Origin of the sequence: Citrobacter sp. TBCS-15, from assembly GCF_005280815.1 — a bacterium.
In the GTDB taxonomy this organism is placed as follows: Bacteria; Pseudomonadota; Gammaproteobacteria; order Enterobacterales; family Enterobacteriaceae; genus Citrobacter; species Citrobacter werkmanii.
The window spans coordinates 122,136-136,173 of record NZ_SZWK01000120.1; the positions used below are offsets into that span (position 1 = coordinate 122,136).

Genomic DNA, 14,038 nt, shown 5'->3' on the forward strand with positions numbered 1-14,038 from the left:
TTAGCCTCCCCGGCAGGGTTGCAGAATATCATCTGCCGCCTGATATTTCTGTGTTTGCACGCCCGTTAATCCCAGCAGGGTCGAGAACAGATTATCCTGTGAGAAGTTCTCTGAGCTTGCTCGTTTTTGCAAACATGTCTGAGAGACCTGATAGCGTTGCTGATAATCTTCTGAGAGCCACAGCAGCATCGGCACATGTTTTTGTGTATCTGGTGCAATCGAATACGGCAGGCCGTGCAAATAGACGCCATTTTCCCCTAAGGATTCGCCGTGATCGGAAAGATAGACCAGGCTGGTGGTAAAATTATCCTGATGCTCTTTCAGTATATTGATTGCTTTATCAACAATATAGTCAACATATAGAATCGTGTTGTCGTACGTATTGACCAGCTGTTGCTGGGAACAGGTCTGGATCTCGTTGGTGTCGCAGGTTGGCGTAAATTTCTTGAACTGCGCAGGATAGCGGTTGTAATAGGTCGGACCGTGGCTGCCGATGGTGTGCAGCACAATCACGCCGTCGCTTTGCAGATTATTAATGTACTCTTCCAGCCCGTGGAACAGGACGTCATCATAGCATTCACCATCAATACACTGTCCTGGCAGGTTCAGCTTAGTCATATTCTGGTGCGGCACCCGATCGCAGGCTCCTTTACATCCACCGTCGTTATCATTCCACAGCACGTTAATTCCCGCCCGCTGGATGATGTCGAGTACGCCTTCCTGATGCTGAGCCAGTTCTTCATCGTAATGCGCGCGCGGCATATCGGAGAACATGCAGGGCACAGATACCGCTGTGGCCGTACCGCAGGACGTCGTGCGCGGGAAATAGACCACATTATCTTTTTCCAGTAGCGGGTTGGTCTGGCGCGCATAGCCGGACAGGGAGAAGTTGTCGCCGCGGGAGGTCTCGCCGAGAACCACAATTGTCAGGTTTTTACGCTTTTCTTTGACCATCAACGGATTGCGATGCGCATCTTCGCCAATGCGTACCAATGGCAGGTGGGCCAGCCTCTGATGCGAATACCAGGATGACGTCGCCACAATGCTGTTGGATGGGCTGAGGGATTTCACCAATTCTTTGTTGTTGCGAAACAGTGAGGCGTAATCTTTATAGAAGAACGCGGCGACCAGTACGATCAGCAGCGCGGAGATCAGAATGTTCGCGCCACGGAACAACACGCTGCGCAGCGCTGGAGTAATAGGCTTGATTCTTATCCAGCAGGCAATGAGCGCGGCCAGAATACCGCTCACCCCGAGCGTAATTACCATTTGTGGCGTCATCAGGGCGAAGGTTTCGGCGGGCGTGGTGTCCATCATATTGGCGATCATCGAGCGGTCGATGATGATGCCGTAGGTCATGATGAAATATTGAGCCGATGCGCCAACCAGAATGAAAATGCACGCCACCAGACGGTTAAGCCACAGGAAGGAGGCCAGCGTCAGCACGATATTCATAACGCTGAAAGCGACGACCGGCATCGATAAAAACACCAACACGTTGCGCACAGAATCCAGAGGCAGGTCTTGCAGCACTTGTTTATAGAACGCAATGTTCAGAAAGGTCGCAAGATAAAATGAGAGCAGCAGAAGCCAGCTGATTAACCCGAGAGCGGGCCTTTTAAACAGGTGCTTTAACATGAAAGGGATTCCATCGACTAAGTGGGGCAGATCCTCTCAAAGTAAAATTAAGCCAACCTTAAGTTCTTAAGATTGGCTTTTTGTTGGATGTCGGCTATTCACCAGTGCCGCTTGCGTTAACTATTTTTTACCGGGGCATCCAATGGATAGGGGTTTTTATGGATCCGGTTGTAGTTAAGTGCGTACAGCGCGGTAATAATCATCAGCGTGACGAACGACCACATCACCTCTTTGGCGCCAGAACCAATAACCGCCCAGATGCAGTAGACAAAGGCGATAAAGGTTACCGCCAGATACAGCGGGCGCGCTTTGCCGAAGTGACCATGACCGAGCAGCAACAACGCGGCACAGGTGTACAGATATGGCACCAGCGTGAAGATGACCGAAACCGAAGAGACCAGACCAAACTCTTTTGCGGCGTTCGGCGACATGCTGCTGAACTGGAAAATGGTCATCAGGATGCCGACGATAATTAACCCGGCCACCGGGGTACCGGCTTTGTTAACGCGGGCAAAAATCGGCGGGAACAGACCGTCATCGGCCGCCGCTTTGGCGGTTTGTCCGGCCAGCAGCGTCCATCCGCCCAGTGAACCAAGACACCCGGCAGCAGCGCAGAAGGAGACGATAGCGCCAGCGGTGTCGCCCAGCGCCATTCTTGCGGCATCACCGAACGGCGAGGCCGAAACACGCAGCGCTGCGTTAGGGATCATCCCCATAATCGCCGTTGTGGAGAGCACGTAGCAAACGGCGGCAATCAGCACCCCGCCAATGGTGGCGATAGGCACATTACGTTTAGGATTTTTAACCACGCCTGCCGCGACGGAGGCACTTTCCACCCCGATAAATGACCATAAGGTCACGTTCAGGGTGCTTTGAATTGCGCCGAAGGTATTCATACCGCTGACGTTCCAGGCCGCCATATAGGTTTCGCCGCGGAACCAGAACCAGCCGAAGACGGCAATCCCAACAATCGGCACCAGCGCCAGCACCGTTGCGACAGCCTGTACACGGGTGATCATTTTCGGGCCGACAATGTTCAGCAATACGAAGATCCACAGTACCACGACACAGGTCAGCGTCAGGACCAGCGGATCTTTTAAGATGGGGAAGAAGTAGCTCAGGTAACCGACGCCAATGACCACCATGGCGATGTTACCAATCCAGCAGGCCAGCCAGTACAGGACGTTAGTCTGGTAGCCTAAAAATGGACCGAAGCAGCGGCGGGCATAAGCATAAGAACCACCGGGACTGGAGTCTAAGGACGACATTTTTGCGTACACCATCGACAGTGCCAGAGCACCGATAATCGTGACCAACCATCCGTAGATTGCAATCCCGCCAGTTGACGCAAGGTTTGCGGGCAGCAGGAATACACCGGAACCCATAATATTCCCCGACACCATAAGGGTGACGGGGATTAAGCCCACTTTGTGAGCATCAGCATCCGTCGACATATTTTTTAACTCCTGATAAGGATAAATGACGGACTTATCATACCTCTTCAAAAGACTATTTTATGATGACGGAGCTGGGGTATCGCTAATGCTGATATTATTATGGCTTATCGCTAACTGATTAAAACTCAGGCAGCGGATGGCTCCCGAAATTGACTAACATAATGCAGTGGCGTCATCCCATAAAATTCTTTGAATACGGAAATAAAGTATGAGGTACTGTTATATCCGCACAGTTGAGAGACCTGGGAAATGTTTTTCTCGTCCATCAGGAGTTGATTGACGGCATAACGCATGCGACATGTGGTAATTATTTGGCTATAACTTGTATTTTCACTTTTGAGTTTTTTCTTTAACAAACTGGGACTCAGGCATAAGCAACTGGCGACCATGCTTAAATTCCAGTCTTTGTGTATGTCGCTCTCAATAATGTGATAAACGCTGTCGCTGATACGACTACGCAGCATATGCATGAGCAAAGAGATAAATTTTTTGCTGTCAAGAAAGCGGGATAGCACCGTGAATAGTAGTGAGCGTGTGCGCTCTCTTTCACCTTCGTCCCCTGTTTCCATTACGCTATGTTGAGCGGCCACCCGGAAGACATCCGGCGTCAGACAGGTAGCGGTGATCACTGGGTTAGCACTCCGCTGCCAGAATGGGATCTGTGAAAGGTCCTTATTTAAAAAACGCAGATAGTCTTTAATGATATCGCGGCTGATATGTACGACCTGTGCGTTATTAAGTGATGAGAAATCGATAATATTGTTATCACATGCCACTAATGCCATATGATTAGCTTTTAAACTGATGGCTTCTTTACCGTTAATCCTTAACCAAACATCCTTCTCTGTTAATACCACAACACACGCTTCTTTGCTGCAAAGTCTCATACCCAAACTCCAGGAATATGACATAAACTACCGTAACTCACCATTGGGCAAGAAATAACCGGCAAATGAAATTGTGTGATGAATCAAGACAAGCGATAAAATAACGATATTTTGATTAATTACAATATCTGTAGGGATTATTGCCGTGTACATAAATTTTTACGCAAGTGGCAACGTACAATTTTCGTATAAAAAAAGCGCGGGGTGGTCCCGCGCAAAAAGGTATGACAATGTTATTGTTTTGCAGCAATACTCAGGAATTACTCAAGCATGACATGTCATCCTTCAAATCGGACTATCTAAAAAAGACATTATGCTTTCACGCACATGACGTGATACACACCGTCAATAATTTCCGTTCCTTCGGTTTCATGTTCAAATCCAGGGAAGTGGTGGTCCCAGGACTGCAACGAACGTAGATAACTAATCTGCGGGCTGTTAGCATCGCCAAAGTTTTCCCCGGACAACAGCATCGGAATTCCTGGTGGGTAAGGAATCACGGAGTTCGCTGCTATACGGCCCTGCAGATTTTCAATGGCCACCATCTCAACGTTATCGCTGACAATCGCGTTATAGGCTTCACGCGGTGTAATTTCAGCAACAGGCAGGCCGGAGTAGGCTGCATTGAGACGGCTGCCAGGGTTGTTCTCTTTCAGCCAGGCAAACATGGTGTCGCCAAGATCGTGAATGCCCATGTTTGCGTAAGTGTCTGGATGTTCCTCCACCAGTTCAGGCATTACCTGTGCAAGCGGAGTATTCGCATCGTAGTGATGTTTGAAAGAGCACAACGTGTTGATCAGTGTGCCCCATTTCCCACGGGTAATCCCCATTGAGAACAGGAACATAATCTGGAAGTCGGTGGTACGAGTCGGCACGATACCGTGACGGCCAAGCCAGGCGGTGACCAGTGCAGCTGGAACACCGGTCTCTTCCAGTTCGCCATCGTCGCCCATACCCGGCGCCAGAATACTGACTTTAATCGGGTCCAGCATGCTCCAGTTATCCGGCAGGTCTTTAAACCCGTGCCAGGATTCGCCCGGACGCATTACCCAGCAATTCTGGTCAGTGGTCAGGAGTTGGGTTGGCGCATCGGCAAAGTCATAGGTTTTGCCGGTCTGCGGATCGGTTACCACCTCTTTGTTCCATGGTTTGAAGAACCAGTCGCCTTCGGCGGTGAATTCTTTGTACAGCCGCGCCATGGCCTGGCGGAAATCGACCGCTTCGTCGATCACTTCCTGGGTGAGCGACAGGCCGCTGTTACCGTCCATCATGGAAACCGCCACATCGTTTGAGGCGCAGATGGCATACAGCGGAGAGGTGGTAGCGTGCATCATGTACGCCTGGTTAAAGCGGGAGAAGTTCACGGCCCCACGACCTTCACGGACGTGAATATAAGATGCTTGGGAGAGCGCATTCAGCAGTTTGTGAGTCGAGTGGGTGGCAAAAACGGTAGGGCCGTTATGATCGCCCGGCGCGCCACGCATGGCGTAGTGGTCGGCATAAATTGGGTTAAAGCGGGCATAGCCGTACCAGGCCTCATCGAAGTGGATACGATCGCTGGTTTGCGCGAGCAGGTCCTGCGCCTCTTTTGCGTTGTAGCAAACGCCGTCATAGGTACAGTTAGTCACGACGCTGTATGACGGTTTTTGTCCGGCTTTGCCTTTTGTCAGTGGGCTTTCACTGATTTTTTTCTGCAATGTTTCAGGCTGCATTTCCTGCGGGTAGATAGGCCCGATAATGCCGTAGCGGTTGCGACTAGGCACCATGTATACCGGTTTTGCCCCGGTAAGGATCAGCCCCTGTTCAATCGATTTATGGCAGTTGCGATCCAGCACCACGACGTCGTTGTCGGTCATACAGGCTTGCATGATGGTGCGGTTAGAGCCGGAAGTCCCGACCACCACGGACCAGGAGCGGTCAGCCCCAAACACCCGGGCGGCATATTTTTCGCTCTCGCCAAATGCGCCAGTATGATCCAGCAGTGAACCCAGGGAGGTGCGTTCGATACCCATGTCGGTACGGAATAAGTTTTCACCGTAGTAGTCATGATAGAAACGACCGGCTGGGGTTTTGGTAAATCCGACGCCGCCCTGGTGGCCAGGCGCTGCCCAGGAATATTCATGGATGTCGCCGTATTTCATCAGCGCGCTGAACAGCGGCGGCAGAAGCTGCTGGCGGTAACGGGTCATTGCCGCCACGGCGCGCCCGGCGATAAAGTCTGCGGTATCTTCCAGAATCCAGGCGAATTCATCGACAAGCTCCAGCAGGTCGCGATCCAAAGATGCAGTGGCTTTTTCGCGATCGCCCAACAGGAAAACGGGAACGTTTTGCTGGCGCTCGTGGAGCTTGCCGATCAATTGCCTGACATTCAGGTGCTCATCTTGTTGTTCCATTTGATAGCTGAACATCAGGCAATCAATGGCTTCATTTGCGGCGAGGATGGCGTAACCATCGTCGAATGAGGTGGACTTAATGACGGTAACATTCTGGCGGCTTAATGCGTCAGCCAGACGTTCGACAGCGCTACCGACCCAGGTGTCCTGATGCAGAAACTCACTTTCAACAATTAATACTTTCATCATCTTTTACCCGGTTGTGGAAAGGTTGCAATTTATGGATTGCAGACACACCGTATGAATGTGACGCAGGCAAGTATTATCCTGAGAAAATGGGCTGTAAAGCGGGTGAAAAACAGACTGATTTGTATTTTATATGTTTTTAAACAATGAGTTATTCTATATTGATGGCGGATTTTAACCGCCGTTTATCGACAGGGGGAATATTTTTTTGGCTGATACTGATATTGCTGAATGGCAAGCGCGCAGGCCGGATGCGCATCAGCGACATCCGGTAATGATTTCATTCAGTTGGCGGTGACTAACCCATAATGGCGCAGTTGCTTGCAATGCGTCCTCGCCAGTAAAATCACGGTGGTTAAGGCCCCAAGCAGGGCACAAAACATATCGGATTGGGTATCCCATGGGTCGCCCTGTGTGCCGAGAAAATCATCAGCTCCTTGACCCATTGCCAGCGCCGCCCACCATTCGATCAGCTCATAGGTCGCGCTAATCGCCAATGCCACGCAGCAGACTAAAAATGCCAGCATTTTTCGGCCACGGACAATATTACCGCGCACTAAAATCTCTCTTGCCGTCAGTGCTGGCACCAGCCCCTGAAAGAAATGACCCAGCTTGTCATAGGGATTACGACTAAGATCCAGCCATTCCTGAACCTGAAAACCGACGGGGACTTTGGCATAGGTATACATACCGCCGACCATCAGAATGATGGCGTGAAAGAAAATTAGCGTGTAGAGCAGCGGCGTCAACGGGTAGCGCTTTACGGTAGTCAACAACAACGGTACGACGATAATGACCGGCGTGACTTCCATCAGCCAGGTGATTTTCTCAGTGGCACAGATGCCGGTGTAGATAAGGATCAGCGCCAGAATCAGCGCGCCAGTGTGCAAAATTATGGGGTTCAGGGTGCGGAGCATGGTGAATTCACACGTAATGGAAAAGATCACTATTCCCTGTGAGCCGCAAAAATTCAACGCCTGTAAATGGGGGGATTAAGGTGGCCCGGGGGGATCGCTGGACTGACGCCAAAAGTTTAGAGTCAGTCCAGTGCCGGGCCGAATAGGTTACTTCGCGCAGTTAGCGCATTGTTGGCTGACGATTTGCTGGAAGAAATCGTTGCCTTTATCATCGACCAGGATGAACGCCGGGAAATCTTCTACTTCGATTTTCCAGATAGCTTCCATACCCAGCTCCGGGTATTCCACGCATTCCAGATGCTTAATGCTCTGCTGTGCCAGTACCGCTGCCGGTCCACCGATGCTGCCTAAGTAAAAACCGCCGTGTTTGTGGCAAGCGTCTGTCACCTGCTGGCTACGGTTACCTTTTGCCAGCATGATCATGCTGCCGCCGTGTGACTGCAACAGGTCAACATAGGAGTCCATACGACCTGCGGTAGTCGGGCCTAAAGAGCCGGACGGATAACCTGCTGGCGTTTTTGCCGGGCCCGCGTAGTAGATCGGATGATCTTTCACGTACTGCGGTAGACCTTCGCCGGACTCAATACGCTCTTTTAGCTTCGCGTGGGCGATGTCACGACCAACAATAATCGTGCCGCTCAGTGACAGACGGGTAGAAACCGGATACTGCGAAAGCTGGGCGAGGATCTCTTTCATCGGGCGGTTAAGGTCGACTTTAACCACTTCGCCTTCGCCAGCCTGGCGCAGAGATTCTGGGATATATTGGCCTGGATTATGTTCCAGTTTTTCAATCCAGATCCCTTCGCGGTTAATCTTGGCTTTAATGTTACGGTCCGCGGAGCAGGAAACGCCCATACCGACCGGGCAGGACGCGCCGTGGCGAGGCAGGCGGATCACGCGGATGTCATGCGCGAAGTATTTCCCACCAAACTGAGCGCCGAGGCCGAGTTTCTGTGCTTCGATCAGCAGTTCCTGTTCCAGTTGCAGATCGCGGAACGCCTGGCCGTGGGCATTGCCTTCAGTCGGCAGTGCATCATAGTAGTGTGTGCTGGCCAGCTTCACCGTTTTAAGGGTGCTTTCCGCTGACGTGCCGCCAATGACGAATGCAATATGGTACGGCGGGCAAGCTGCGGTACCCAGCGTGCGCATTTTTTCCACCAGGAAGTTTTTCAGTTTTCCGGGAGTCAGCAGCGCTTTAGTTTCCTGATACAGATAGGTCTTGTTGGCTGAGCCACCGCCTTTGGCCACGCACAGGAATTTGTATTCGTCACCGTCCACGCTGTACAGATCGATTTGCGCAGGCAGGTTGGTGCCGGTATTCACTTCTTTGTACATATCCAGCGCCGCGTTTTGCGAGTAGCGCAGGTTATCTTCAATATAGGTATTAAATACGCCTTTGGAGAGCGCTGCTTCATCGCCGCCGCCGGTCCATACGCGTTGGCCTTTTTTACCCATGATAATGGCCGTACCGGTGTCCTGGCAGGTTGGCAATACGCCTTTGGCGGCGATTTCAGAGTTTCTCAGGAACTGCAGCGCTACGTACTTATCGTTTTCGCTGGCTTCGGGATCATGGAGAATTGAGGCGACTTGCTGTTGGTGTTCAGGGCGGAGCATGAAGGAGGCATCGTGGAAGGCTTGCTGGGCCAGTAGCGTAAGTGCTTCAGGGGCTACTTTCAGGATTGTCTCGCCTTCAAACTCGCCGACGCTGACGTGATCGGATGTCAGCAGGTAGTACTCAGTTTTGTCTTCCCCCAGTGGGAAAGCCGCCTGGTAAGTGAATTCAACTTTTGACATTTGCTTCCAGCCTTTTCATTTTTCTCAGGAATTTTAAAATTCTCTGTGTCTTAACGGTGGCGTGCCGTACCAACGTGGACGGCACGTGAACTGTAATTACAAGAAACCGTACATTGCGGCGAAGATCCAACCAAAGACACAGGATACGCTTACGCCGATCAAACCAGGCAGAATGAAGCTGTGGTTGATAACGAAGCGGCCGATGTGGGTGGTACCGGAACGGTCAAACTGAATAGCAGCCAGATCGCTCGGGTAGGTCGGCAGAATGTAGTAACCGTAACATGCCGGCGCCGAAGCAACGATGTACGCTGGATCAACCCCGATTGCCAGCGCGACTGGAACAATCGCCGCCAGCGCCGCTGCCTGGGAGTTTACAAACTTGGATACCAGCAGCAGAACAATTGCATAGGCCCACGGGTACTCTTTCACCATATTGCCCAGCACACCTTCGATTTCCGTCATGTGCGCGCCGAACATTGTTTCGGCCATCCAGGCAATACCGTACACCGCCACAATCGCGATCATACCGGAACGGAAGACTTCGTTTTTAGATATTGAAGCGGGATTGGTCTTCGTCAGGATAATAATCAGCGCACCGGTCAGAAGCATGAACATCTGGATAACCAGCACCATGGACAGCGGTTTGCCGCTGAAGGTAGGGCGCAGCTCAGAGAATGCGCCGAGCACGGCAACAACGGCGATAGCGGCAAGGAAGATCCACATAGCCAGCCAGTTGCTTTTCGGCAGTTTTTTGTCTAACAGCGTGGCGGTGTCGCCATAAACATAGTTGTGGTTTTCAGGTACGGAAATAAACTTCTGGAATTCTTCATCTTTATCCAGATCTTTACCACGGAACCAACTGAAAATACCGATAGCCAGTATACCCAGCAGGGTAGATGGGATGGTGATGCTGAGCAGGTCGAGGAATTCGAGATGTTTGCCTTCAAACGTCACGTTACCCAGCATGGCGACCAGTGACACAACGGCAACGGAAACCGGGCTGGCGATAATACCCATCTGCGCACCGATAGAACTCGCCGCCATCGGACGTTCCGGGCGAATATTGTTCTTAATGGCAACGTCATAAATGATTGGCAGGATGGTGTATACCACGTGGCCTGTACCACAGAGAATTGTCAGAGTGCAGGTAACAAACGGCGCGACGATGGAAACGTATTTTGGGTTACGGCGCAACAGCTTTTCAGCAATTTGCAGCATAACGTCAAGGCCGCCGGATGCTTGCAAAGTTGCCGATGCGGCCACCACGGCAATAATAACCAGCATAACGTCTACAGGTGGTTTACCCGGCTGGAGATGGAAAACGAAAACCAGAATGACCAGGCCGATACCGCCTAATAAGCCCAGTGCGATACCACCTTTTCTGGCACCATAAAACAAACATATTAATATTATGAGAAGTTGTATACTAAATAACATTTTATTTACCCTCGCGAAAAACCCAGTCAATTTTTTGAAAAATGGATCTGTGCCACATTCTTTTTTGCCAGAATAGGCATCAAAAAATGGTCAGTATTCGATATGTCCGTATTTGCGATTAATGTTCAAATGTCTTGCTAGAATGTTTTTTTTAAGTTATGGCGATATTTAGCTTTTTTCTGTGGCGTTGAACAGAGGAGAGAATCCTCAGGCGATGGGAAGCATAACTGGGCATAGAGAGCTGCGGTTGACGCTGTAATTTATCTGTTTTGCGTTTTCCGCTATGGTATGAACCACCGACAGAATGAGTGAGTGGGTTATTTATGTGATCACGGTCACGCCATTTCATGATGTAATGAGATTGGCATGCGGATGCTTTTATTTGCTCACAAAAATGTACGGTGTCCATGGTACGTAGCATGGTCTCCATTGCTACCAGTCTAGATTTTGTATGTCTGGTTAATTGCAGACTAATCCTTTATGGGTAAAAATACACACTCTGCGAGTTAGATAATACTTAATTAACTTTTGTTAGCGATTTTGAAATTAAAAACAGTGTGATGTTTATCAATATTGAAATATAGCGTTTGACATGTTGTGTACAAATATATTTGATCTAACGCAAATTAATAAAGCGTCTGCTTCAGCCAGTAAAATAGGGATTTTTCATTATTTTAATAATTGTTACTTTCAAATAACAAATAATCCCAAAAATGTATTTATTGGCAATATTGTTTAAGCAATGAGTATTGCTCAGCCTGAACGCGGTAACGATAAACAGGTCTACCGGTCACGCCATAGTGGATGCTGGTAAATAAGATGTGACAATTAACCAGCCAGATAAGGTATTTTCGGCAAGAAACACGAGAGATATTGACCTCATTGGCCAACTCATCCGTAGAGAACTCCTGATCCTGGTGCTCATCTATCCACTGGCACAGCGTGCGTAATGTTTGTGGCGTTAATCCTTTCGGTAAGCGACGTACTTCCTGTTCACTGGAGGAGCTGCCGTGAATCAGTTGGTCAAGCTCAGACTGTTCATAGTACTGATGCTTTTCCATCTCTGTTTTCTTATGTAGCCAGCCGGTTAGCGCTTCTTCAAAACGGGAGGCCTGGAAAGGTTTGATCAGGTAGTCAACGACACCATAGTGAAGCGAGTCTTTGATGGTGGTGGCGTCAGCGGCGGAAGAGATGACAATAACATCACACTTGCAGCCTTCGCTGTGCAGAACGGGCAGCAGATCCAGACCGTTTTCTTTTTGCATGTAAATATCCAGCAAAATCAAATCGATATGATGACCGCTATGAAAGATGATCTCTTTGGCTTTCTCCAGCGTAGAGGCTGTTCCGCAGCAATGAAAACCGGAGAGTTGTGCGACATAACGACGATTTAATTCCGCTACCATTGCATCGTCATCGACAATTAAGACATTGATCATCTGCTGGCCCTCTCACCATTCCACGGTAACTGTACAAAAAATTGGGTGAAGACCCCAGGTTCAGATTCGACGGAAATATTGCCGCCAACACTTTCAACCTGCTGTTTCACAAGTGCTAAACCGACGCCTCGTTCGGTTCCTTTTGACGAGACGCCCTTTTCAAAGATGTGCTCAATGTGTTCAGGGACGATCCCTGGACCATCGTCATTCACTTCGCAATGCAACCAGCCGTGTCGATAGTGCAAGGATACGCTGATCTCGCCACCCGGTTCTTGACCTAGCGCCTCCAGGGCGTTTTCAATCAAATTCCCCAAAACGGTAATCAGCACCGCTACCTGATCTTCATTGCTGTTTTCCGGCAATTGGCTTTCATTGCTAATGACCAGACTATGGCCTAAATCAGATGTGCGATTAATCTTGCTGAGTAAAAATCCAGCGATCACCGGAGATTTTATTTTTCCTAACAGTGAGCCAATCTCTTCCTGATAATTGTTCGCGGTCTTCAGGATGTAATTTTCAAGCTGCTTATAACTTTTCAGGTGCAATAATCCCAGAATCACGTGCAATTTGTTCATGAATTCGTGGGATCGTTCACGAAGTGCGTCGGCATAGTTAACCATACCGTCCAGGCGTTGCATCAATTTCCGAACTTCAGTTTTATCGCGGAACGTTGAAATGGCCCCGATGATTTTTCCGTTGCTGAGTACCGGAACAGTATTAATTAAGAGTAGCCGATCTTTCACCGTGATCTCTTCATCGCGGCGTGGCGTTCCATCGCGTAGCACCTGCGAAAAATCGACCACCTGTGACCACGCGTGGCTGAGCGTTGAGAGTTGAGCATCGTCTTGTGATTTGTGGTAATCAAGCAGTTCCTGCGCCGCCTGGTTTATCAGCGTGACTTCACCACACTCGTCAACAGCAATGACACCTTCCTTTATAGAGTGCAGCATCGCCTGGCGTTGTTCGAACAGATTGGAGATTTCATACGGCTCCAGGCCAAACAGAATGCGCTTAAGGACTTTGACGAATACCCATGTGCCGAGTAACCCAACCAGAACGCCAAACAAGATGGACCAGAAGATGCTGCCGCGACTGTTATTGATCTGCTCAGTCACTCTGCTTAGCTCAAGGCCGATCGCCACCACGCCAATCTGTCGGTGATGCTCATCATAGATAGGGGTAAACACGCGCAGAGCTTTAGCCAGAAACCCACGATTAATGGCAACATTCTCTTTGCCCTGCAGAGCCAGCAAAATGTCATCGCCTTTAAATGGCTGACCGATTCGCTGCGCTTCGGGATGGGAGTAACGAATGCTTTGCATATCGGTGACGACGATGAACAAAAAATCGTTGCTCTTATTCACCGCCTGGGCAATCGCCTGAATGCCACTTTCCTCAGGTTTTTTCATTAATCCCTGACGGATCTCCGGCGAGTTTGCCAGCGTCCGCGCGACCGCAAGCGCTTTATCCGCTAACGCATCGCGCGTCATGTTGCTGATTTGCGAAAAGTAAATCAGATGAACAACAAGCAGCACTGAGAAGAGTACTGCACTGACCATGAGGATCACGGTAGTGCCGAGCTTCATCGGGCGTTTGCGTATAGCTGTACGTTGCAGTGAGTATCTCATCACGGTCCTGGAATCACGGTTTGTGCGGGTATTATTGCCTGATGGGATGCGTAATTCAAAGGTGGTAGGGATTATGGGACTTAAGTTGTCAGTCCTTCTTCTATATATGTAGTGTGAATTGCTTTCTATATAGAGATCTCTGGACCGGTTCTCTCCACTTTTCAGCAATGCGCATCAGTAATTTTTCGGCGATTGTGGATAACTCTGTGTGTAAATTGGTATAAGGCGGGGTTTTGCTGTGGAATGCAGCAGTCAGTCATTT

The 14,038-nt window shown here is 49.8% G+C and carries 9 protein-coding genes; all 9 read right to left on the minus strand.

Annotated features, from left to right (window positions below):
- The 9 genes from eptA to FDW96_RS11670 all read right to left on the minus strand — a co-directional run bounded on the left by eptA (position 1) and on the right by FDW96_RS11670 (position 13,776).
- Positions 1-1,638, minus strand: a complete 1,638-nt coding sequence (gene eptA / locus FDW96_RS11630; RefSeq protein ID WP_137365730.1) for a phosphoethanolamine transferase EptA — start codon at positions 1,636-1,638, stop codon at positions 1-3.
- 116 nt (positions 1,639-1,754) lie between these two features.
- Positions 1,755-3,092 (minus strand): arginine/agmatine antiporter, encoded by a 1,338-nt coding sequence (gene adiC, locus FDW96_RS11635; protein WP_038636433.1) that lies wholly within the window; start codon positions 3,090-3,092, stop codon positions 1,755-1,757.
- A gap of 128 nt (positions 3,093-3,220) precedes the next feature.
- Complete coding sequence (locus FDW96_RS11640) at positions 3,221-3,982, minus strand: AraC family transcriptional regulator (RefSeq protein ID WP_137365731.1); 762 nt, start codon at positions 3,980-3,982, stop codon at positions 3,221-3,223.
- A 311-nt stretch (positions 3,983-4,293) separates the two neighbouring features.
- A complete protein-coding gene (adiA, locus tag FDW96_RS11645; protein ID WP_137361365.1) occupies positions 4,294-6,561 on the minus strand; it encodes an arginine decarboxylase in 2,268 nt (755 codons plus the stop codon).
- A 284-nt stretch (positions 6,562-6,845) separates the two neighbouring features.
- The gene (locus FDW96_RS11650; RefSeq protein WP_137365732.1) at positions 6,846-7,478 is read right to left on the minus strand and encodes a DUF2238 domain-containing protein; all 633 of its coding nucleotides are present in this window, start codon (positions 7,476-7,478) and stop codon (positions 6,846-6,848) included.
- A gap of 147 nt (positions 7,479-7,625) precedes the next feature.
- Positions 7,626-9,272: a class I fumarate hydratase FumA gene (gene fumA / locus FDW96_RS11655; RefSeq protein ID WP_137361361.1), complete on the minus strand. Its 1,647-nt coding sequence runs from the start codon at positions 9,270-9,272 to the stop codon at positions 7,626-7,628.
- A 96-nt stretch (positions 9,273-9,368) separates the two neighbouring features.
- Positions 9,369-10,709 carry an anaerobic C4-dicarboxylate transporter DcuB gene (gene dcuB / locus FDW96_RS11660; protein WP_003031873.1) on the minus strand — a complete coding sequence of 447 codons (1,341 nt, stop codon included), beginning with the start codon at positions 10,707-10,709 and terminating at the stop codon, positions 9,369-9,371.
- Positions 10,710-11,428: 719 nt separating this feature from the next.
- Positions 11,429-12,148 carry a two-component system response regulator DcuR gene (gene dcuR / locus FDW96_RS11665; RefSeq protein WP_042312889.1) on the minus strand — a complete coding sequence of 240 codons (720 nt, stop codon included), beginning with the start codon at positions 12,146-12,148 and terminating at the stop codon, positions 11,429-11,431.
- Entirely contained in the window at positions 12,145-13,776 is a 1,632-nt protein-coding gene (locus tag FDW96_RS11670) for a sensor histidine kinase (RefSeq protein WP_042312887.1), read from the minus strand. Before FDW96_RS11670 ends, dcuR begins: the two co-directional genes overlap by 4 nt.
- Positions 13,777-14,038: the final 262 nt, after the last annotated feature.